Source organism: Saccharicrinis sp. GN24d3, from assembly GCF_052400645.1.
Classification (GTDB): Bacteria; Bacteroidota; Bacteroidia; order Bacteroidales; family Marinilabiliaceae; genus Saccharicrinis.
Genome location: NZ_JBQTGI010000006.1, coordinates 39,935 through 62,721, shown reverse-complemented (window position 1 = coordinate 62,721; position 22,787 = coordinate 39,935). Strand labels below are relative to the sequence as shown.

General features: G+C 39.0%; 16 protein-coding genes and 1 tRNA gene. 9 read left to right on the top strand and 8 right to left on the bottom strand.

Going from position 1 to position 22,787, the window contains the following annotated elements; genetic code table 11:
* Positions 1-58 precede the first annotated feature (58 nt).
* Positions 59-132: transfer RNA gene (locus ACT29I_RS08790), tRNA-Ala, on the bottom strand.
* A 364-nt stretch (positions 133-496) separates the two neighbouring features.
* On the opposite strand from ACT29I_RS08790, the gene ACT29I_RS08785 reads away from it, so the two are divergent.
* Both ACT29I_RS08785 and hflX read left to right on the top strand, forming a co-directional pair.
* Positions 497-1,177, top strand: coding sequence for an energy transducer TonB (locus ACT29I_RS08785; protein WP_430933531.1), 681 nt, complete (start codon positions 497-499; stop codon positions 1,175-1,177).
* 135 nt (positions 1,178-1,312) lie between these two features.
* Entirely contained in the window at positions 1,313-2,545 is a 1,233-nt protein-coding gene (hflX, locus tag ACT29I_RS08780; protein ID WP_430933530.1) for a GTPase HflX, read from the top strand.
* A gap of 186 nt (positions 2,546-2,731) precedes the next feature.
* Here hflX and ACT29I_RS08775 read toward each other — a convergent pair whose 3' ends face one another.
* From ACT29I_RS08775 to ACT29I_RS08745, 7 genes are all read right to left on the bottom strand, one after another.
* Entirely contained in the window at positions 2,732-4,501 is a 1,770-nt protein-coding gene (locus ACT29I_RS08775) for a RagB/SusD family nutrient uptake outer membrane protein (protein WP_430933529.1), read from the bottom strand.
* A gap of 18 nt (positions 4,502-4,519) precedes the next feature.
* Positions 4,520-8,044, bottom strand: a complete 3,525-nt coding sequence (locus ACT29I_RS08770; RefSeq protein WP_444793223.1) for a TonB-dependent receptor — start codon at positions 8,042-8,044, stop codon at positions 4,520-4,522.
* A 170-nt stretch (positions 8,045-8,214) separates the two neighbouring features.
* A complete protein-coding gene (locus ACT29I_RS08765) occupies positions 8,215-9,273 on the bottom strand; it encodes a FecR family protein (RefSeq protein WP_430933526.1) in 1,059 nt (352 codons plus the stop codon).
* A gap of 128 nt (positions 9,274-9,401) precedes the next feature.
* Positions 9,402-9,983, bottom strand: coding sequence for an RNA polymerase sigma factor (locus ACT29I_RS08760; protein WP_430933524.1), 582 nt, complete (start codon positions 9,981-9,983; stop codon positions 9,402-9,404).
* Between the two features lie 301 nt (positions 9,984-10,284).
* A complete protein-coding gene (locus ACT29I_RS08755) occupies positions 10,285-11,925 on the bottom strand; it encodes a PAS domain-containing sensor histidine kinase (RefSeq protein WP_430933523.1) in 1,641 nt (546 codons plus the stop codon).
* A gap of 311 nt (positions 11,926-12,236) precedes the next feature.
* Positions 12,237-14,564: a penicillin-binding protein 1C gene (gene pbpC, locus ACT29I_RS08750; RefSeq protein WP_444793222.1), complete on the bottom strand. Its 2,328-nt coding sequence runs from the start codon at positions 14,562-14,564 to the stop codon at positions 12,237-12,239.
* A gap of 38 nt (positions 14,565-14,602) precedes the next feature.
* Positions 14,603-16,153: an ArnT family glycosyltransferase gene (locus tag ACT29I_RS08745; protein ID WP_444793221.1), complete on the bottom strand. Its 1,551-nt coding sequence runs from the start codon at positions 16,151-16,153 to the stop codon at positions 14,603-14,605.
* A gap of 1,665 nt (positions 16,154-17,818) precedes the next feature.
* Between ACT29I_RS08745 and ACT29I_RS08740 the strand changes: the two genes are divergently transcribed.
* From ACT29I_RS08740 to yidD, 7 genes are all read left to right on the top strand, one after another.
* Positions 17,819-18,187 (top strand): YccF domain-containing protein, encoded by a 369-nt coding sequence (locus tag ACT29I_RS08740; RefSeq protein ID WP_430933520.1) that lies wholly within the window; start codon positions 17,819-17,821, stop codon positions 18,185-18,187.
* 124 nt (positions 18,188-18,311) lie between these two features.
* The gene (locus ACT29I_RS08735; protein WP_430933519.1) at positions 18,312-18,752 is read left to right on the top strand and encodes a DUF417 family protein; all 441 of its coding nucleotides are present in this window, start codon (positions 18,312-18,314) and stop codon (positions 18,750-18,752) included.
* 644 nt (positions 18,753-19,396) lie between these two features.
* Positions 19,397-19,978 carry an LOG family protein gene (locus ACT29I_RS08730; RefSeq protein ID WP_430933518.1) on the top strand — a complete coding sequence of 194 codons (582 nt, stop codon included), beginning with the start codon at positions 19,397-19,399 and terminating at the stop codon, positions 19,976-19,978.
* A 47-nt stretch (positions 19,979-20,025) separates the two neighbouring features.
* Positions 20,026-21,237 carry a DUF4271 domain-containing protein gene (locus ACT29I_RS08725; RefSeq protein WP_430933517.1) on the top strand — a complete coding sequence of 404 codons (1,212 nt, stop codon included), beginning with the start codon at positions 20,026-20,028 and terminating at the stop codon, positions 21,235-21,237.
* Positions 21,238-21,272: 35 nt separating this feature from the next.
* Positions 21,273-22,025: a uroporphyrinogen-III synthase gene (locus tag ACT29I_RS08720; protein WP_430933516.1), complete on the top strand. Its 753-nt coding sequence runs from the start codon at positions 21,273-21,275 to the stop codon at positions 22,023-22,025.
* Between the two features lie 83 nt (positions 22,026-22,108).
* Positions 22,109-22,501 (top strand): ribonuclease P protein component, encoded by a 393-nt coding sequence (gene rnpA, locus ACT29I_RS08715; RefSeq protein WP_430933514.1) that lies wholly within the window; start codon positions 22,109-22,111, stop codon positions 22,499-22,501.
* A 10-nt stretch (positions 22,502-22,511) separates the two neighbouring features.
* Positions 22,512-22,763, top strand: a complete 252-nt coding sequence (gene yidD / locus ACT29I_RS08710) for a membrane protein insertion efficiency factor YidD (protein ID WP_430933513.1) — start codon at positions 22,512-22,514, stop codon at positions 22,761-22,763.
* The last annotated feature ends 24 nt before the right edge of the window (positions 22,764-22,787 follow it).

Sequence of the window (22,787 nt, the reverse complement as noted above, 5' to 3'; positions counted from 1 at the left end):
ATTTCATAAACAAAAAAGCGCCCAGGATGGAAGCTCCCGAACGCCTTAGTTTTCAATGTGGAGAATATCGGAATCGAACCGATGACCTCTTGACTGCCAGTCAAACGCTCTAGCCAACTGAGCTAATCCCCCAAAATATTTTTACAACTTCATAACAATGTATTACGGGATTAGCGAAGTTGCCTGTCCCGATTGCTATCGGGAAGCTAATCCCCTTAATTGCGATGCAAATATAGTATTTTTTTAAATTGCCCAAATAAAAACAATAAATTTTCATGAATTTATTCAAGATGTAAAGTTAACGTGATTAGTCATATTGCGTCAATTTGAGTGAAATACGGTTTTTATGCTGAAAAAAAGAAATAAAAAAATGGGAGTTTTATAATAAAGTTCTATTTTTATGCACTCAAAAAAACAAATCGTATTACTTAGGATTAAAAATAATTGATTAACCACATAAAATGGTTATCTTTAGGCACCAAAATTTAATTTTATTATGGAAGTAAAAAAGTCTCCAAAAGCAGATCTTGAAACCAAAAAGCCGGTTTTCATGCAGATCGGTTTGGTAGTAGTTTTGGCTATTGTCCTTATCGCCTTTGAATGGTCTACAACAGATGTGGACGCCAGTCAGTTCGATATGATGGATGATGTTCAAGCGGAGGAGGAAATCGTTCCGATTACCAGACAAGAGGAAGTTAAACCACCACCACCACCACCACCACCGAAGGTAACCGATGTATTAAACATCGTGGATGATGATGTTGAGCTTGAAGAAGAACTTGACATTGAGGATACCGAGATTGATGAAGATACGGAAGTGGAATTCGATGTCTCACTGGAAGAAGAGGAAACAGATGATGCACCTGTGTTCTTTATTGTGGAAGAAATGCCGCAATTCCCGGGAGGTGACACAGAATTGAGGAAGTACATTGCCCAATCTGTTAAATATCCGGTAATTGCCCAGGAAAATGGTATTCAAGGACGTGTGTACGTGCAGTTTGTGGTTGGAACAGACGGTGCGGTTACTCAGGTAAAAGTAGCACGCGGGGTTGATCCTAACCTTGACAAAGAAGCCATCCGGGTGGTTCAGTCCATGCCTAAGTGGAAACCAGGAAAACAGCGTGGTAAGGCTGTGAAAGTTTCTTATACGGTACCTATCAATTTTGTGCTGCAATAAAATAATATTGATTGAATATTTCAAGAGGCATCTTTGGGTGCCTCTTTTTTTTGCTCAAAACTTAGCGATGGTCATGTCTGCAAAAAAGCGTACCTTTGTGCGTTTTAAAAATTACGATAAAGTTGTATTGTTTTAATGGGAGAACAAATATCCACACATAAGGAATTAGAAAAAGTTATTTTGGTTGGGCTTAGGACTCCGGGGATTTCAGAAGCCTTATTGACCGAATATCTGGATGAGCTAGCCTTTTTGGCAGAGACCGCCGGAGGAATACCGGTAAAGAGATATATGCAAAGTTTACCTATGCCTGACAACCGAACATTTGTGGGTAAAGGTAAATTAGACGAGGTGATGGAAGGTGTTAAAGTGTATGAGGTAGACTGTGTAATATTCGACGATGAGTTGAGTCCTTCCCAGCTAAGAAATCTTGAAGGATTGTTAAAGGTCAGAATACTGGACAGAACTAACCTGATATTGGATATTTTTGCCAAAAACGCAAAAACAGCCGCCGCAAAAACACAAGTGGAACTGGCGCAGTATCAGTACCTGTTGCCAAGGTTGACAAGAATGTGGACACACCTTCAGAAACAAAGAGGTGGTATGGGTATGCGCGGCCCCGGTGAAAAGGAAATAGAAACCGACCGTAGGATTATTCGGGATAAAATATCGAAGTTAAAGCAAGACCTGGTAAAGATAGACAAGCAAAAGTCGACCCAAAGAAAAAACAGGGGGAAGATGGTACGTGTGGCTTTGGTAGGTTATACCAATGTAGGTAAGTCAACGTTGATGAATACCATTAGTAAATCGACTGTTTTGGCAGAAAATAAATTATTTGCCACGCTGGATACCACAGTGCGTAAGGTTGTTGTAGGAAACCTGCCTTTTCTAGTAGCTGATACCGTAGGTTTTATTCGCAAGCTGCCTCACCATTTGGTAGATTCCTTTAAATCGACCCTGGATGAAGTGCGGGAAGCGGATATATTGGTGCATGTGGTAGATATATCTCATGGTGGCTTTGAACAGCAAATAGACATTGTAAACCAGACTTTGCAAGAGCTGGATAAAACGGAGAAAAAAATGATCATGGTCTTTAACAAGATTGATGCTTTCTCATATACGCCTAAAGACGAGGACGATTTGACCCCTAAGATACAGGTTAACTACTCGCTGGAAGATTTAAAGAAGAGTTGGATGGCAAAAGGGTTGGATACCGTATTTATTTCTGCGAAGAATAAGGAAAACTTGAACGATTTTAAGGAGATTATTTATAATGAGGTGAGGAAAATACATACGGCGCGATTCCCATATAACGATTTTTTATACCCAAATATCAATTTTGATGATTTGGAGATGACCGGGGAAGGGTAAGGTTTAACCATATTTTTTCAACGAATAAGCAGTTTGATTAAAACGGTTCCTTTCCTGATAGTGCTTTTTTGAGAAGCGGGAACCCTGATTTCTTGTTGTAAATCCGAATTTCCTTGTAAACAAAAAGAACTACCTTAAAATTAAATCAAGGTAGTTCAAAATTTTTAATGTTACTTTTTAATTTACTTAATAAGCAGGATCCTGAAACAATACGCCAGGTTGAAGATCGACCTGATCTTGCGGCAATGGCCAATATTCATTCTTATTTTCCACAAATGCAGCACCTGCAAGCCAAGGTATTCTGCCGTTTGCAGTTTCATTTGCCAGATAGCTGTTCATAACCTGACCAACAATGCCCCAGCGACGCAAGTCAAAGAAGCGCAATCCCTCTAAGGCAAATTCCAGGCGGGTTTCAAATTGAACTGCTTTTCGGGCATAATCTTGCGAAGGAAATGAAGGATATAAACCTAACATATAGTTAGCTGCAGGTTGGGTTTCATCAATAACCAAATCTACATCTGAACCAAAAGTATCATTCATCACTTTCCCCATAAGTATATCATCTGCAGCCCTCGATCTAATTTGATTAATCAAATCCCTGGCTACGTCCAATTGATTTTGCTCTACAGCTACTTCAGCCCTCCAAATAATCACATGCCCTAGGCGGAGTGCTCTATAATTATTGCCATTTACACCACGAGCCCAGTAACCTGTTGTAGATGATATGATCCCTTTATTTCGTTTATACCACAATACTTTTTTATTCAAGAAAGGCCCCATGGCAGCTTGATTTGACATCCAGTTACTTCCCCACATTGGTCCCCAATCCAAGAATGGCACACCTCTGCGTGCAATGGTCCAGTCAACCCTGGGGTCAAGTAAATGATTGGTTGGAGTAAAAGGTTCATTAAAAGCAACACCATAGTCCTCTAACAGTAGGTTATCGTTGTAGGTATCCAACATTGGCAAACCATCAGCACCTACTTTGTATGCATTAAAAAGGTCAAAGGTAGGCGCACTATACGAATACCCTAAGCCAACAATAGGACCAACGGGGTAAAGTGTCTGGTGATCGATACCGGAGTTGTGCACCCCTGCACCATCGTTTACGGAATATTGAATCTCAAAAATACTTTCGCCGTTGTTTTGATAGTCTTCATCGAAGTTATTATAGAAATGATCCTCTAGCTGAAAAGAACCATTATCAATAATGTCATCTAATAATGGTGCAGCCTCCGACCATTCTTCCTGAAACATATGGACTCTTGCTAATAAAGCCTTAGCTGCCCATTGAGAAGCTCTCCCTTTTTCTGTTAAATCAGTTTCAAGATCCGGAATGGCAGCCTCTAAATCCGCTTCAATATGATCCCATACTTCAACATCATTCTTTACATTAATGGGATCATCATTTTCGGTAATATATGGGATGTTCTTAAACTTTAACCGAAGCTGATAATAAAACCAGGCACGCAAGAACTTGGCTTGTGCTGCTATGTTACTGGCTTTTGAGGCCTCAATATTATCGCTTGCTAAAGAGAGAATACGTAAAACATCGTTTGCACGTGCTATTCCTTCATAATGTACACCCCAACATTCTTTGGTCCAAAGATTAGTTGTTTGTACCTGGAACATTTCGACATCGGTAATCCCAGACCAGCCACCTGGATTGTCTCCACGGTGTATGTCATCTGATGCTACATCTCCCCATATCCAATTCATTGGCGAAGCACCACCTGTACTGCCTGATGGACTTTCTCCCTGCATATAACCATCTACTGCGGCATAGGTTGCAATCAGAAGGGTTTCAATCCCTTCCTCGTTTGTTAAGATACTTTCATTAACCGTTCCCACAGGTTCTTCGGTGAGGAAGTCATCACATCCTCCTAGGGGTAAAATAGCCACAATGCATATCAGGGCTAAAAACAATATATTATATTTTCTTATTATATGTTTCATTGCTACGAATTTTTAGAATTATAATGTAATATCAATACCAAACATGAATTGTCTTGATACAGGCCATGATCCGATGTCAACACCCATGTTTATCTCATCTCCATTACCCGGGATTACTTCTGGGTCAAGACCTGAGTAACCAGTAATAGTAAATAGATTGGCCCCCATCACATATAAACGTACATTTTGAAGCTTGATCTTTTCTGTAATCGTTTTTGGCAATGTGTAACCTAATTGAACATTTTGAAGACGTAAAAAAGAGCCGTCTTCGATATAAAGCGTAGAGGCATTTTGATCAAAAAGGTTATCCTTTCCAGATGCCTTTGGCATAGTTGCCTTACTGTTATCACCATTCAAATACGGACTTCCCCATGAGTTAAACAATCGTTCCTTAGAGTTAGGAGCCAAGAATAAGCCATACTTCACATAACGATTTGTGTAATTAACCAGGTCATTACCCACACTAGCATAAAGGGAGGCGGAAAAATCAAAGTTCTTGTAATTCATCCCCAATCGCAAACTGGTGGTAAAATCCGGGTGTGGACTACCTATGTATGTGCGATCGGCAGCAGTAATCTGTCCATCAGGGATAGGATTGCCATTTGCATCCGTAGCACCAGCAATATCTCTTACTATCAGGTTTCCTGGTTCATTATAGGTTCCATTTACAGGATGGGCATCGGCCTCAGCCTGAGTCTGGAAGATACCATCAATAATATAACCATAGTACTCTGGGAATGCGCGTCCTGGCTCAGTTCTGGTGTAAATTTGCCCTCTTAAGTCAGTACCCTGAATAAATTCATCCTCATTGCCCGATAATTTCTCTACTTCATTTTTATAATGAGAAACAGTGGCCGTAGCATTAAAACTTAAATCTTCGTTTACAATTTTATTATATCCCAATGTGATATCAAGTCCTGTATTCTTCATGGTTCCGATATTCACAGATGGGGCAGTTGCAGAACCAGCAACTAATGGGATTGCAATAGGGAATAACATATCTTCCGTTTTTTTCTGCCATATATCAATGGAGAAATCCAATCCACCCATAAATGTGGCATCAAATGCAATGTTGCTTGAGGTGGTAGTTTCCCATTTAGCGTCAGGATTACCTATAGCCGATAATTGATATCCCTGACTAATAATGTTATCCTCACCACTTATTGCGTAATAAGAATTACCCGGGTTTGAGCTATAACTGGAATAGCTATTATAGTTACCAATTTGGTCGTTACCGGACTGCCCCCAACTTGCTCTAAACTTTAAGTAGTCCAACCATCCTTCGGTTCCATCCAAAAAAGCTTCTTCGGAGAGGACCCAACCAGCAGCAATCGCGGGAAATATACCATATCGATTATTCTCACCAAAGCGTGAAGATCCATCCCTACGAAGAGTAAAATCAAAGAGATATTTGTGATTGTATGTATAGTGCAATCGTCCAAAGGCAGAAAATAATGTCCATGCATATCCCGTACCTTCGTTCAATTGTGATTGTGCACCAGCATCCAATACTAAAAAGTTAGGATCTACTGAGAAGTAGTCTTGTCTGGAGGCAGTCATATCCCGATATGTTTTCTTGGTAGCCTCAACTCCTAATAAAACATCAAAACTGTGTGCACCAATTGTTTTTTCATAAGTTAAAGTATTAGTCCAGTTCCATAGTGTATTATTTCTGCTTGATTCCGACAGTGTAGTCATATCAACCCCTTGAATAAACTCAGGTTCCGGAAATCGCGGATTAAATACATTGGTAAGCTGAACATCATAACCTAATAAAGATTTGTATTTTAAGTCTTTAATCGGCTGTAATTCAACATAAAAGTTACCGGTAACACTATAATCTTTGATTTTGTCATCAGAATTCCGATCTAAATCAGCTAAAGGATTTTGCCATACGCCAATATCGCCAACAACTGAACCGGCATAATTTCCAGCAACGTCTCTAATGGGAACAAGAGGACTGGCCATATAGGTTCTGTTTATCAAATTCTCGCGATAGTTATTGGATTGATAACCATTCTTTTGACCGTATGTTGCTCCTAACCTCTGGCCAATAGTTAACCAATCGGTTAATTTTGTGTCGATATTTGACCTGATACTTAGGCGTTGAAAAGAAGTATATTTCAAAATACCTTCTTCTTCTAAATAACTTGCTGCAAATGCGTATTTGGTTTTTTCTGAACCTCCCGTTACTGAAAGGTTGAAATCCTGAATCGACCCATTTTGATATATAGCATCCATCCAATCTGTACCATTGGGATTTGAGCGTGTTATTGGATAGTTATTCTGGTCGTATAATGATAAGTCAGCACTGGCATCCCCTGCACTAGCTCCATTGGGGAATAAATAATAGTTTAACACAGGAGCATTTCCACTTCCAAAGTGCGTATCGGAAGGAGTTAATCCGTCATTCTGCATTTCCAACCATTTTAACTCACCTAGGAGCTGAGGATTAGTCATTACATCAAACTTGGAATCCGGGGCGCTAAAACCAGAACGAACACTAATCTCCATTTTAGGTGCCTGATTTATACGACCACCCTTTGTGGTTACAAGAATTACTCCACTAGCACCTCGCGAACCATATATAGCTGTTGAGGAGGCGTCTTTAAGAACTTCAACAGATTCAATTTGGTTCGGAGCTGGAGGATTAGCTCCAACAACACCATCGACTACCCATAATGGTTGGTTGTTATTGATGGTACCCATACCACGGATGCGGATGTCTGCTTCGGCTCCTGGTGTAGCAGAGCGAATAACGCGAATACCGGATGTACTACCCTGCAGCGCCTTGGTTACATCAGCGACAGGCTGCTCTTTTAGGTATTCATTGTTAACGGATGATACTGCTCCGGTTAAATCACTCTTTTTCCTTGTTCCATAGCCAATGGCCACCACTTCCTCAAGACCAATGGCATCTGCGACCATTACAACATTAATTGTTGATCTGTCACCAACAACTATTTCCTGTGCCACCATTCCAATAAAAGAGAAAACAAGTGTATTATCAGAGTTAAGGCCTGAGATAGAATAGTTACCATTTATATCTGTAATAGCACCGTTGGTTGTGCCTTTCACTACTACCGTCACCCCAGGTAAAGGCTGACCTGTATCATCGGTTACTTTTCCGGTAATTATTCCTTGATCCTGGGCAAACAATGTATAATTTGAAAGCTCTGAATTGGTTAATAAAATAAAACGATCTTTAACTTTATAATCGACCTCACTATCTCTAAAAAGCGCGTCTAATACATCGGTTACTTTTTTATTCATTAACTTTAACGATACTTCTCTTTTTACGTCAACAATCTTCTCGCTGTACATAAAATAAAATTCACTTTGCTGTTCGATATGATGCAAAACTTCTTTTACTGAAGTGTTCTGCATATCTACCGTAAGAACCGTTGTTTGCGAATATGAATCAGCAGCAAATACGCTAACTACTGAAAATAGGAATAAAAAGATAGTAAGGTTCATAATCCTGGCTGTTTTTTGTAGTCTGGGTATAATCCGTTCCCAGAAGAAACATTCATTTTTTTTCATACTTTTGTATTGTTAAGATTAGTAACTGCCCTGCAGTCGCATGCAGGGTAACTTAATTTAGCACAGGGAGATGTTGGCGCATTTCCCTGTGCATTTTTGCTGATTTTAATGGAATTTAGATCTAAGGTTTTACTTCATATGCAATCGTGTTTAGTTAGAACAAGTTTTTATCATCTTTTCAGGATTTGGATACGTTGTTTGGAATAGGTGCCATTAGCTAATTTTTTTCTGGGATGTATTTTGTATTCTATCGGAGTTATTTCAGTCATTAAATCAAGAATTAAAAAAAGAGGCTCGTCCACAAAAGTTACGGTGTAAGTATATTCATTTACATTATCATCAACTTCAATATCTACATTAAACATTCTGGCAAGCCTATCAGCTACATGATCAATCGGTTCGTTATCGAATATTAGTTTGCCGTCTTTCCAACCTATGTATTTTTCAACACTACCCATACTTGAGAATATTTCTCCGGATTTTGTATTATACGCAACATGCTGACTTGGGATCATCGTCCCAATAGACTGTGATCTATTAATAAGATCATGTTCTAATGCTACCTTCCCATCTACCAAAGTGGTTGAAACATACTTAGCGCCAGGATATGCATTGACATTGAAAGCAGTTCCTAAAGCTTTAATACTTAAATTATTAGTTTTTACAATAAATGGTTTCTCCGGATTATGTGCCACCTCAAAATAGGCTTCTCCGATAAGTTTAACCTCTCTGGAATCGCCTGTAAAATTTCGGGGATATTTTAAACGGCTACCATAGTTTAGATTTACTTCGGTGCCATCAGTTAGTTGAAGTACTGCTCGAGATCCTATTGGAGCAATTATCTCAAGTGAGTCAACAGCATTAATAGCAGACCTTTCGAACGGGTAATTATTCGCCGTAAGAAGATATAATACCAGGCCAAGCAATGGAATAAACAGCACTGCTGCTATGCGACTTATCCAGATATAGATCCTATGCAGCGAAGAAGGGTTTCCCGGCACATATTTTTCTTCAAGTAGGTTAATCCGGTGATGAATTTTATCAAGGATAGTTAGATATTTCCCTTTGTTTTTTGTGGTAGTTTGTAGATTATGGTGTTCCCAGTTATCAAATCCCCATTCCATACCTTCTTTAGATAAGGCATCTTTATTTATCCATTTGGTAAATTCCTCGAATTCCTGTTCACTGCAACTATTATTCAAATATTTTTGGTAAATCTCTTTGTTCATATCTCGTAAGTGTGCATTCCCCAGTCTTCCGGAAATTTTAATGTAACTAAATTTGATGCGCTTACACCATTGATTTAATTATATTACGCACAACATGAGAATAGGGACTATAAGAAATGTGATTTTTTTCAAATAAACAGGAAAAAGTATAAAACACTCATCACCAAATTGGATTTGATATGCTTTCTTAAATGTTTTAGTGTACTTACGAGATGATTTTTAACTGTATTCTCAGAAATTCCAAGTTGTTCAGCAATTTCTTTATGAGTTAATCCTTCTTCTCTGCTTAATAAATATATTTCTCTTTGTCGCGGCGTTACTTCTTGCAACAGGGAATTTACTCTATTGTTAAGCCTTTTGTAATATAAATCATCTAAAGGGCTAATTGTTTTTACCGATTGTTGTAGGGATTTTAAATGTTCGCGAGATTTAGTCTCTGATAACCTTTTTCGCAATAAACTGATGGTAAGGTTATAGGTAATAGTAAAAAGAAAGGATTTGAATGAAGAGAATTCATCAATTTTATTTCTCTTTTCCCAGATTTTTAGAAATACTTCCTGAACGATTCCTTCAGCATCCTCCTCCTGTTTCAGGTAACTTAAGGCAAAGTTATGTAGTTGATGGCAAAATCTGTTGTACAAGGTATCAAAAGCAAGCATATTTCCCTCCTTCAGAAGCAACACCAACTGTTTATTTGATTTAGATTTCACAACATCTAAGATTCGTTTAATAAATCATCCCAAGCATCCAAATAGTTTTTATTCTTTATGTCACATTATAGGATAAATACTTTTGGTGCTATGCTGATTGTTAAGGCTAAGTTAATTATTTCAGCCATTAATTCCTTCTCTTCTGCCTTTTTAATACACAAGCAATTATGGTTCAAGTTTTCTCTTGCTGATATTAAGCAATATCTAACAAATAAACACTTGTGTTTTATAATAATCGATAACAGACATAAAAACTAACCAGTGTTATTTTGTAAATCTTTTTAGGAATAAATACCCATGACTAATTGACAATAGTAGTTTCTTTTTTTATTGTAAAATAAAAAGTACTGCCCTGGCCACTTTCAGATTCAAGCCATATTTTACCGCCAAGCATTTCTACACAAGCCTTAGAAATAGATAAGCCTAATCCTGCTCCGCCATATATTTTTTCGGTGGTAGGCGCAGATTGATTAAATCGGTCGAAGATATGCTTGTGCTTTTCTTTATGAATTCCTATGCCGGTATCCTTTACGTAAAACATAATTTCACGATCCTTTAACTGTAAGCCAAAATCGATAGAACCTTTTTGTGTGAATTTGACCGCATTACCCAATAAGTTAATAAGCACTTGACGAAGCCTGGTGGAATCGGTTATAATGTTTAACGGATCTTCCGGGGAATAGCAGTTTAGCTTTATATCCGCTTTGTTGTTGGCGGCCAGCTCAGACTCAAAGAAAATGAATAATTCGTGAAGTAAGTTATTAACAGAGGTGGGTTCAGGATTTAACTGAAGTTTCCCGGCGTCAATTTTCGATATGTCTATAATATCGTTGATAAGGTTCAGTAAATGCTCTCCGCTGTTGGCAATAATATCAGCGTATTCATTCATCTGGTCTTGTGTTTTGTCTGTTTCTTTTAATAATTGCGAAAACCCGATAATGGCGTTCATGGGTGTTCTGATTTCGTGGCTCATGTTCGCCAGGAAAGCCGATTTCAACCTATCGCTTTCTTCGGCTTGTTTTTTAGCTTCTGCCAGTTTAATGTTATTTTGATGTAATTCATCCGATCGGGCTTGCAGCAGTTTGTTTAACGCTAATATTTTTTCGTCGGCTTGTTGTTTTTCCGTAATATTCTTAAAAATACAATTGGAATATACAAAATTACCCTCCATATCCTTTGTGGCGCAACCTTCAAGTTGTATGGTGATTGTTTCTCCGGATTTGGTGATGATATCAATTAATGCATTAGAAATTTCTCCTTTGGATATAAGCTTTTTAAAACTTTCTTTCTGAGCGTTTTTATCATTGGGTGCAACTATATTATTAAAGGATGTGCCAATGATTTCTTCCCTGTTATATCCAGTTTCTTGACACCATTTATCATTTACTTTTAAAAGTATGCCATTACTGTCAAGCGATTGATAGGGAACGGGTGCGTTTTTATATAGATTTTTGAATGTGTTTTCAACGGATCTCTGCTCTGTTACTTCTTGCTGAACACCAAAGTGACCTGTGATTCTTCCCCGCTCATCATAAAGGCATGTGTAATAACCTTCAATCTGCATCTTTGTGCCATCAAATTTTTGCTCATGGGTATCTATTTTTAAACGTCCATGGTCGAAAAATTCCTTCCATACATTACGTCCGTGTTCAATATCATGTTGGAAAAAATCGCCGGGAGTTTTGTTGATAAAATCTTTTTCTGTGCCACCATACTGATCAAGCATAGCTTGATTTATTTTAGTAATTCTTTGGTGTTTGAAGGTATAGTCGAGCGCTATTTCCTTATTCGTAGTTTTATTCCATTCTATGGGCTCATCAAGCATCATAAAAAAGAAACCAATTGTGGATTGGTTGAAGAACAGTTCGTACTTTTCGTTTTTAGCTTGTAATTGCTCAAGTTGCTCTTTTATCTTCTGATAAGAAATTTCCGTTTCACCCATTCGTAAAATGTAAAAATCATATATATTCCTTGCTCAATGGAGACTATTATAATGATCCCAAGATTGTCAATAGACTTTATTAAATGTCAATTCGATAAACAAAATATACACATTACTTAAACACCGCAATGTAAGGTTTTCTACCCCGATAGCCATCGGTACGGCTGATGCCCGCTGATGTGAAGGCGTTTATCAAATGCCTAATGACAGATGATAGAAAACCTACAATTTAGTTAGAAAATGCCAAAAGGTAAAAACTCTTATGGTGGTTAATGTAATAATTGGACTAAGGTTCGGAATAATTCAAATATTCAATCGTCCCCTCTGCCCACACAATAGATTTTTTTTTGCAGGATATGGCCTTCCTCGTCCATCAAAGTAATTTGGTGTTTTCCAATGTTGGGTTGAATGGCCATTTGGTGTACAAAATTGGTTTCTCCTATATATCCATTGTCCAGATGCCAAAAAATGGTAGCGGTAGAATTACGATGCGCCACTTTTAATACCACGGCCTGGGTTTGTCCGTCGATACCGATGGGCAGGTATAGTTTGTTTGTGTTTTGTGGGTAGATAAATTCCATGACTTTGGCTTGTAAGGGTGGGCAGCCGGGATGCATAGGTGGCATCCTTTTGTATAGTGGATGGTATTTGCGATAGTACCATTCCATTACTGGCGGCAATATAAACCATTTTTCGTGTCTCATTTTGCTGGTTGGATAACAGTCCGATTGCACCCTGTAGCGTTGTGTTTCGTCTAGATGTATCAAATGATGGTACGGACAGAGTTCCCCTTTATTTCCCTGGGAGGGAATATACATAGAATCGATGTTGCAATTGGGGCCCGCTTTATAACCCGACGTTTTACAAATGGCCGTTTTCACCATATCGTCGTAGGGTGGCTGAAACCAGGTGGTTTTGGGTAAGTGACGGTAAATATCGAACAGGATTGGTCCGGCCGTGGTTCCTCCTACGATGCCTGGCCGTCCTTCTCCGGTGGCATTGCCAACCCAAACGCCTACTATATATTCCGGGGTTATGCCAATGGCCCATGCGTCGCGATAGCCAAAACTGGTCCCGGTTTTCCAGGCAATCTTTCTGCTTGAATAAAACATCTGCCAGCCTGCTTCCTCATCCGGCCGCGCAACACCCGTTAAGGCCTCTAACGTTTGGTATGTTGCACTGGCGCCATAAACCTGACAAAATTCCGAAAGTGTACCTTGTTCTAATTCTTCGTTCTCAAACAAAATGGGCTTTTGAAAAGCATTGGTATAATATAGGCTGTGGTTTTCGGAATAATTTAGAAGGTTCCGTGCCATGGATGCATAGGCTCCCGATAGTTCAAACAGGTTGGCTTCGGCCCCTCCTAAAATTAATGAAAGTCCGTAATGATCGGGAGTGGATTTTATGGTGCTCAATCCCGTTTTTTGAAGCATATCGCAAAAACGGGCAGTGCCATATCCCTTTAGCATCCTCACCGCAGGAACATTTAACGAGCGGCTTAAAGCTTCGTTGGCCCGCACAGCCCCTGAATAAGTGCGGTTATAGTTTTTCGGGGCGAAGCTTTTGTAATATGTAGGAATGTCCGGGATCAACTGCTTGGGCAGTAATATTCCATTTTGCAAAGAGGCTGCATATAAAAAGGGTTTCAGGATGCTCCCGGTGCTGCGGGAAGCTTGAATAATGTCGACATGGTTTTGGTGGAACGGTTTTTTGACAGGAGTGGTGTTGCCGCAATATGCCAGAACTTTTCCTGTTTTAACTTCCACAACAATGGCCGCTGCATTGTGAATTTCGTTCAAACGTAATTTGCGATGATGGATGTTAACCGTTTGGTTTGTTCTCTTTTGTAAGGTGTGATTCAGGGTAAGGTGATAAGTTATGCCTTCTTCCCTTTTTCTGCAATAATCCAACAAGTGAGGGGCCAGCTGTGGCAATGCATACGGATGCGCAGGAATAGGTTCTTCAAGTGCGAGTTGGTAGGTCATTGAATCCAGCTTCCCTCTCTCGCGCAACTTTTTTAATAATAGGTTTCGCTTCCGTAACAATAGCGTTCTGTTTTTGCCTGGGTGGATCAAGCCCGGAGCATTGGGTAGAACGGCTAACATAGCACTCTCGGCCCACGATAGCTGATTGGGAGGACGTTGGAAATAACGCCAGGCAGCCGCTTCTAGTCCAACTACGTTTCCTCCAAAGGGTGCGTGAGTTGCATATAGATGTAGAATTTCTTTTTTGGAGTGACTCAGTTCCAGTCGCAATGCCTGGATTATTTCAATGCCCTTGTTCCAAACCGTCCTGTTTCTTTGGGTAGCCATTCTTATCACCTGCATGGTTATTGTGCTGCCGCCACTGACTACTTTGCCTTCCGATATGTTCTGTTGTAAAGCTCGTGCAATAGAAAAAGGGTTGACACCGGGGTGTTTGTAAAAATGCTCGTCTTCAAACATTAATAAGCCAGTGGCAAATTTTTCAGGAACAGAATCTCCTTGGGGGAATCGCCACTGTCCGTCTGCAGCTATGTGCGCTCCCAATAATTCCTTGTTTTGTGCGTAGATAACGGTAGAATAGTCTACTTTAAAAAGGGGAAACCTGACAGAAGTCCAAAAGGTTGAAACAACCAATGCCAATAAGGAAAGGAGCAAGTACTGTTTTCTTTTAGTATGTGGTTTCCGCCGGTTCATTACATGGGTAGCTCATTCTGTAAATTGTTAAAGTACCATATAAAAACATTCATCACCACTTTTTTTCCTCTTTTTATGGGAATAATATCAGGTGTTTCAATTGCGTTTTCAAAGTAAGGTGCCAATTCCGGTTTGGGTTCCCGATAATATAACGAAGTGGTAATGTAACATGCGTCTCCGCCCAAACTTACCCCACCTCTTATTGTATTGGTTCTTTTATAAATATGCTGACTCTTGATGTCTCCCAATACAAAAAGTTGTTTGTTGTTGGGTAGGGCAAAGTAATAGTCCAGATGGCCTGCAGGGAACCATTTATGGGTTAACAGAACATAGTCCTTTTGAACAAGTCCCGAATCTACAGCTGAATTCAGGTGGGCGTTAAGTTGTTTACCTACACTATCCCAGGCATACAGGTCGATAGTAGGATCGTTTTTTCCTAGTTTTGTTGCATTATCATCTTTGCTTAATGGGATGATTCCTAAATGTATCTGAAAAAGGGCAATGGTAATAATAAATAATATAAAAGTATTTCCACCCACAATATATCTTACCGCAGCTTTGTGCGACTTCTTCATCAAGTGCGAGGTATAATAAATGGCAGCTACTACCAACAGGCCGTTATAACCGGGACCGCTCCAGTGAGGAAGTGTTCCGCTATACATCGACATTCCTAAAACCAACGCCGATAACGGAACACCGGTAAGGATTAAAAAGGCAATGGGCTTAGAAATGGCCCATTCTCTGTTTTTGAAAAAATAAACGAGACTGACCACGATCAAAACCACGTTAAAGGGATTGTTGTAAAAAATCTGTCCGAAGAATTCGGGGAAGAAATTTTTGAAGTTGGGCCAGAAAGAACCACTGCCCACCCTCTCGCTATGGAAATTGAAGCTTGATAAATCGTTGAAGTAGTTCCAAAGGATAACCGGCGTAAAAATGACCAGTGAGATAAGCAATGAGAGAACAAAAGCCCGGCTAAATAGCTTCCTGTAATTGTAAACCAGAAAATATAGCCCTGCTCCACCCCATAAAAACACGCCGTGATATTTGCTGAGCATGGCAAATCCAACTGTCACACCATATAGGTAAATGTATTTGTCATGTTCCGTTTGGATATACCGAACAAAAAGATACAACGCACCTACCCAAAATAAGCTTTGAGGCGTGTCGGGTAAAATAAATGTGCCCACAATTATAGATGCATAAATAGACGCAGAAGCCAGCAGGGCGGCAATAATACCCGTTTGTCTGTCTTTTAGAATACACCCCATCTTGTACAACAGAAAAATATTGGCAGAACCAATCATCAATGAACCCAATCGTATAAAAACTTCATCCATTAACCTCATGTCCATAGTGGTTAATCGCATTAGAAGGCTGATCATCGGTGGATGATCGAAGAAGCTCCAATCGGGATATAATCCGTACGAAACGTAATATACTTCGTCAATGCCAAAATTTGTGAAGGCGGCAACGATAAACCTAAAAATAAAATTGACAATTAATATATAATAAATTGCTTTTCTGTTGTTTGTGAATGCAGTGAACATGTAATTTTATATCCAGTTAATTAAATAATGCCATATGGTATAATGCCTATCGACTTCCAGCGTCGCAAAACAAGAGAAGCGAAGTCGATATTTTGGAAGCAAATTGGTATTATATGAAAATTTCAGGGTTTGAATATAACAATAGATCGTTAGATTTAAACCCCTTATCGGCAAACAAGTGTCATGTCATTCCTGAAGCGGAGGGTAAGTTGAACATAAAATTGTTATTAGACTTCATCTAAATGTCAATCTGATGAACAAAATCTAAATATGACTTAAGCACAGCCAAGTAAGATCTTCTCTCCCGTTAGCAATTGGAACCGCTAATACCTGCAAGCATGAAGGAATTTCTCAAAAGCCAAATGACCGATTTCGGGTGAAGTTTTTTTTATGGCAAGGCAAAGAATCTGTGCATAGCAGCGATCGGAAAATGATTTTGAACCACGCTTGTGCTTAGAATTAATATAAAACTACAAACGGTTTTAAATTTTGTGAAACCTCAAAATGTGTTATGATTCCTTGTAGGCAATGGGATTTATGTTTTGTAAAATGAATTTAAATTCTGGTTTTAGCCCAAAAGTGATATTTTGATATTGACATTGTGAAAATAAGTTTATTACTTTATTATATCATTTTGCAATGACCGGGAATCAAAATATTTGCAAAACAATTTCAATATGCAACCTAAGTTGAATATGGTGCTGTGAATTAGGGGTTTTTGATGGTGTATTTAATGTTGACCTGTGCCTGCCACCTTAAATAAACTTCCTATCTCAATTTCTACCATAGTTAGTAAATAAACAAATGATAACCTTTGATAAAGAATAGGTGTATCGTTCGTTTGGAATTGTTGTTTAACCTAATATTTTGATATGATGAAAATTTTAACCCTGATTACTATGAATTCTCCCGTGAGCATGCTCTTTCCTATCTGTCATTATCTCAAAATAGAATACGGACATATTAAAATCCAAAAGCAAGAAAAGCCGCTTTTAAAAATCAATCTCCTACGTTTTAGTTGGAATGCTACAAAGCATTAAGTAAGCCTTGCAAAGCCTAACGCAGGTCTTGCAAAGCGTTCAGCGAACATTACAAAGCACCTCGCACACGTTGCAAAACGTGCTGCATGTGTTGCAACATTCTTCGGCAATGGACGGGGTGAGTTGGACAGACTTACAACGATGTTGACAATAGTTGCGATAATATTGAGAATGTTGAAATACACCAAATAATAAAGAGCTGCAACTTTAAAAGGTTGTGGCTCTTTGTTGTCTTTGGTAGGAATTGTATTCTGGTTCTAACATATGTTTTCAAGTTCGGATTTCAAATCCTTAGCTGTTGACTACAGGGCAACAATTTATGGCTTGATTAGATTTATATGGTGGTTATTGCACGGATGAATATCCGCGCTAACTGGTTTGTATGGTGGTTATTGCACAGATTGCAAATCTGCGCTGACGAGTTAGGGCAGGAGCTAGCGCCAGCATGTGTATTTAGTATCAAGAATCTGCGAACATCCAAAAATATCAGAAACAAATATGAGCACGGGGATTTCCCCTTTAGGGGTTAGGGGTAAAGTACAGGAAAATTGGCATAAGTTTAAATCTCCTCTTCCTGTTTGTTAAATTAGACGCATTTATCCTTATCTTCGAAATAAAAAAGCACATGAAATTGTTAGGGAATTTAATATGGCTGATTTTCGGAGGATTTATGATTGCGCTTGAGTATCTGATTGCCAGTGTAATTTTAATGATAACCATAGTGGGTATCCCATTTGGGTTGCAGACCATTAAATTGGCCAGCCTTGCTTTTTGGCCTTTCGGACATAAAGCTGTTCCTGCCCATAGGGCTTCCGGATGTTTGTACACCCTGATGAATGTGATATGGATATTGGTGGGAGGAATATGGATCGCACTTTCTCATTTGTTTTGGGGACTGGTTCTTTGCATTACAATAATAGGAATTCCTTTCGGGAAGCAACATTTTAAGTTGGCATCCGTAGCATTAACACCGTTCGGAAGGGATATAATATGATTTTTTGGATATATGCTATAATTAATAGGCCGATAGTCTTCCAAAGTCTCGGAACTACTGAAGCGAAGTAGTGTGACGGTTTAGAATTTTATCGGTATTCGATATCAAGATTAAATATTTGTTTATGAAGAATTTTATCAGTAATCTTTTAAAGACCGTTGGCAAATTTATATTACGTTATGGTTTGGGCCTGGTTATTATCTGGTTGGGATTTTTAAAGTTCAAAAACACCGAGGCAGAATATACACATCAATTGATATCAGGAGGATATTTGTCGGTGGTTTTAAAGTATATCACGCCTTATGCATTAAACCACATAATGGCATACTTTCAAATACTGGTAGGTGTGTTTATCATGCTCAAACCTGTGTCCCGTCATCTGTCGTTTTGGGGCGGCATGTTGGCGGCCATCATGTTTATGTTCAGTATTTCCTTTTTGTTTACCACACAGGTAGTCTGGGAAACAGGATACGGTTTTCCTGAGCTGTCAAAAGTGGGACAAACGGTGTTGAAGGACTTTGTTTTATTTGGTGCGGCAGCATGGTGCGTGGGCGATAGTATTTAAATGCAGTTTATTGGTCAATTGTCATTGGGAGGAGTCAACTTAAATTTAATTTCGACGGGAATATTTTAGTATTGACAAATGCCAAGCATAATGTAAGTTCCGCACTGCCTGTTCTGCTGTATTGCAGTAGGCTCCCAAATACAAGAACGAAAAAAAACTATATTAACCAATGTTTTCGTTGAGGTGGGGTTTGCCGTCTGTGCGAATCGGCCTCCTGAAAATTATCATAAAACTCGAAGCAGAGCCCTAGTAATACCGGGAAGCTTCGAACTTGTTCGAAGATCATCCGGCTGTACTTAGGCTGTGTAAAGTGGCACAGGCTGTTTTTAGGGCAGCCTTATCCTTTTTGCTTCCCTGCCTGTCAGCAGACAGGGTTTTTGGGTCGAGCTAAAAATAATCAGCCCTCCGGCTGGAGGAGAGTAGTGATCTTTAATAGAAGTAAGGATATTTCAGTGTAAAATTATTTGAGGATGATGTTATTGTCCGAGAGGTGTTTTGTCGTATAAGGAGTAGCTTAATTACTCGCTGTTGATTTCTATAATAAAATTAAGGTATTCAATCAAAATATGAAATGCTATGTTATTTCATAATAAAAAGAGCGTGAGGTATAATTGAAAAAATAAAAAGTCGTAAATTGTTATGTAATGAGTAAAAAAGTTTGTGTTTTTTGTGCGTCCAGTTCAAAAATAGATAAGGTATATATAGATGCGGCTGTTGAGCTGGGAAAGATTTTGGTGAAAGAAGGCTTTGGCATGAAATACGGTGGGGGAGCTATTGGATTAATGGGCGCGGTCGCAAATAGTATGCTAGCCTGCGGTGGCGAGGTTACGGGTGTTATCCCTCGTTTTATGGTTGAGGTAGAGTGGGAACATAAAGGCGTCAAGGATATGGTACATGTGGATACCATGGCACAGCGAAAAGAGCTTATGGTTAAGGATGTTGAGGCCGTAATAACACTTCCGGGCAGCACCGGAACATTAGAGGAACTCTTTGAAGTGTTATCCAACAAAAAGCTGGGGCTATTTACCAAACCGGTCATACTGATAAATACGAACGGTTTCTTTGATCCCCTGATCCAAATGCTCAACAAAATGATAGACGAAAACTTTATGCGTGTGGAGCATGGTGAGCTTTGGTCCATCATTGATGATCCCAAAGATATCCTCAAGGCTATAGAAGACAATAAGTACTGGGTGGATGATCCTATTAAGATTGCTGGCGTATAGAGGCAGCTAAAATCAAACAAATTATTATTTTTGGACAAAAATTTTGAATGAAGAACACAAGGGTCAACATATCCGCATTGAAACAGGATACGGTAAAAGTAAATCGGGAATCGATCTCGATAGAGCTACCATCCGTAAACCAGGTTAAAGTTGATGCCCCAAAGGGGGTTGCCGAGATTCCCGAAGTTCCAAAGCGATTTCAAAAACCTAAACAAAATATAAAACCTAAAGAGGTTGTTTTTATACCCTCGGCAAAGGATTCCATCGAATTTAATTTGAAAACCAGAATAACCGAAGGTGAGGGTGTGTTAACCAACACGGTTGTTCGCGATTTTCTGGAACCCATTCCCCGAAGCGATAAGCAATGGATAGCAGGAGAGACTACTCAAGGTATTGCCGATTATCAGGTTAGCCCGGACGAAATAAAAACTGTTGGCACGGATAGGGCTCAGGTAAGCAGGCCGGCAGTAATTCAAAGAGACACATCGGTTAGTTTAAGTACGATTAACTCAAAAAAGTTAACTACCGATTCTTCGTCGGTATTGATTAATCAGCCGGCAAGTCAGATGGCCGAAACGGTAGCTGAAAACATTGATCATAAGTTTTTTAAGGAGAGTGATTATGCAAAAGATGTTTTAACGGGACTGTTAATATTATCGGTGGCCATAACAGGTGTTATTCGCTTAACCAATTTTAAATTCATGCGCGAGTTGTTTTCGTCGGTGGTATTTGGTCAATTTGCCCGAAAAATGCTAAAAACCGAAAGTCTTCGGAATCAGAAAGCGGCTTTTGCGTTAAATGCCTTGTTTCTTTTTAATGCAGCCCTTTTTATTTATGAATATGTCAGTTACAACCAAATTAATGTTTTAAATAGCAACGGATTGTTAATTATACCGATCGCTATGGCGGTTGTATTGGGGTTCGGTCTTATAAAAGGTTTGTTGTATCGTTTTGTGGCTTATGTGTTTGAGTGTAAGCAAAAAACGGGCGAGTATATCTTTTATGCCAGGTTGCACGATAAGATATTTGGTTTGGTGATCTTACCCGTAATTCTGGTCATTCCATACATAGATGAAAGTATGGTGCCAATGCTGCTTAACTTGGGCATCGGAGTCTTTGTTTTACTCTATCTGATACAATTATTTAGAGGTTTAACAATTATTTTAAAAAATGTGGCTTCATTATTTTACATGTTTTTGTATCTTTGTGCCCTAGAAATTTTGCCGTTGGTTATTATGTATAATATACTAAATAATTAGGCATTAGCAACAGTGAAATTAAAATAAACAGCGTTTTGAAAATTAAAAGAATACTGGTTTCCCAGCCAAAACCTCAAACAGAAAAGTCTCCCTACTTTGAATTGGCAGATAAAAACAATGTAAAAATTGATTTTCGTCCTTTTATTCAGGTAGAGAGTGTGCCCACGAAAGAATTCCGCGCCCAGAAAGTTAGTTTACTTGACCATACTGCGGTTATTTTTACCAGTAGAACTGCCATCGACAATTATTTTAGGGTTGCCGAAGAGATGAGAATCACTGTGCCTGACTCCATGAAATATTTCTGTATTTCGGAAGCCACGGCTTACTATTTGCAGAAATATATAGTGTATCGTAAAAGAAAGATTTTTTATTCTACCGGAAAGTTTCCGGATTTGATTGAGGTGATCAAGAAGCATAAGGACGAAACATATTTGGTGCCACTTTCGGATATACATAAGCAGGAGATCCCTGATTTATTGGAAAAAAATAAAATTAAGTACTCAAAAGCGATACTTTACAGAACTGTCAGTAGCGACTTGAGTGATTTGAAAGATATCAATTACGATATTTTGGTGTTTTTTAGCCCTTCGGGAATTGCAAGTTTGTTACAAAACTTTCCGGGATGGGACCAAAAGGAGACCAAAATTGCGTCCTTTGGACCGGCAACTGCAAAAGCGGTAAAAGAAGCAGGTTATCGGCTGGACATACAGGCACCAATGCCGCAGGCACCGTCTATGACAATGGCTTTGGACCAGTTTATCAAAAAGCACAATAAAGCTCAGAAATAGTCGAAATCTAAGATATGTGATAAATGAAGGGCATTGAAAAATGCCCTTTTTTTCGCCCAAAAATAAAGTGTAAATGGTATAAAATGCCGCAACAATCGTTTAATTATCCTAAAAAAGATAGGTTATGCAGCCACTCAGTTATCGAAGAGCTGTTTGCGAAGGGTACTTCTTTTGTTTGCTTTCCGTTTAGGGTAATATATCTAAGCATTGATTTGCCTGAGGATGTGCCTGCACAGGTCATGTTTAGCGTATCAAAAAAGAGGTTTAAAAGAGCTGTGCACCGCAACTTGTTGAAACGGAGATGCCGTGAAGCGTACCGGCTGAAAAGGGGAGAGTTGATGGAATATTTGGTAAAATCGGATCAACACATTGCTTTTGCGATGATTTATATATCCGGCGAGCAGTTACCGTTCGCCAACATTCGGAAGGGGATGGAAAAATCGTTGAAGAAATTAAGGGAATGTTTAAGCCAGTAAAAGGATGGCCATGAAGTTGTTGAGTAAGTTATTGGAATATATAAAGGCAGCAGTTGTTTTTATTTTAATTATACCCATTAAAATATACCAACTTACGATTTCTCCTTTGTTGGGTGCTTCGTGCCGGTATACGCCAACTTGTTCAACATATAGCATACAGGCATTAAAAAAATACGGTCCGATAAAAGGAACGTATTTGGCCATTAAAAGAATAATGAGATGTAATCCATGGGGCGGACACGGTCATGACCCGGTACCGTAATGCCACCCTTACTATTTTAAAAAT

What these genes read in the sequence shown, in the direction of transcription:
- ACT29I_RS08730 (WP_430933518.1), top strand. Translation starts at nt 19,397, where the DNA reads ATGAGTAAAAAAGTTTGTGTTTTTTGTGCGTCCAGTTCAAAAATAGAT.
- hflX (WP_430933530.1), top strand. Translation starts at nt 1,313, where the DNA reads ATGGGAGAACAAATATCCACACATAAGGAATTAGAAAAAGTTATTTTG.
- ACT29I_RS08765 (WP_430933526.1), bottom strand. Translation starts at nt 9,273, where the DNA reads ATGAACAAAGAGATTTACCAAAAATATTTGAATAATAGTTGCAGTGAA.
- ACT29I_RS08740 (WP_430933520.1), top strand. Translation starts at nt 17,819, where the DNA reads ATGAAATTGTTAGGGAATTTAATATGGCTGATTTTCGGAGGATTTATG.
- ACT29I_RS08755 (WP_430933523.1), bottom strand. Translation starts at nt 11,925, where the DNA reads ATGGGTGAAACGGAAATTTCTTATCAGAAGATAAAAGAGCAACTTGAG.
- ACT29I_RS08770 (WP_444793223.1), bottom strand. Translation starts at nt 8,044, where the DNA reads ATGAAAAAAAATGAATGTTTCTTCTGGGAACGGATTATACCCAGACTA.
- ACT29I_RS08785 (WP_430933531.1), top strand. Translation starts at nt 497, where the DNA reads ATGGAAGTAAAAAAGTCTCCAAAAGCAGATCTTGAAACCAAAAAGCCG.
- ACT29I_RS08745 (WP_444793221.1), bottom strand. Translation starts at nt 16,153, where the DNA reads ATGTTCACTGCATTCACAAACAACAGAAAAGCAATTTATTATATATTA.
- yidD (WP_430933513.1), top strand. Translation starts at nt 22,512, where the DNA reads ATGAAGTTGTTGAGTAAGTTATTGGAATATATAAAGGCAGCAGTTGTT.
- rnpA (WP_430933514.1), top strand. Translation starts at nt 22,109, where the DNA reads ATGCCGCAACAATCGTTTAATTATCCTAAAAAAGATAGGTTATGCAGC.
- ACT29I_RS08735 (WP_430933519.1), top strand. Translation starts at nt 18,312, where the DNA reads ATGAAGAATTTTATCAGTAATCTTTTAAAGACCGTTGGCAAATTTATA.
- ACT29I_RS08775 (WP_430933529.1), bottom strand. Translation starts at nt 4,501, where the DNA reads ATGAAACATATAATAAGAAAATATAATATATTGTTTTTAGCCCTGATA.
- ACT29I_RS08725 (WP_430933517.1), top strand. Translation starts at nt 20,026, where the DNA reads ATGAAGAACACAAGGGTCAACATATCCGCATTGAAACAGGATACGGTA.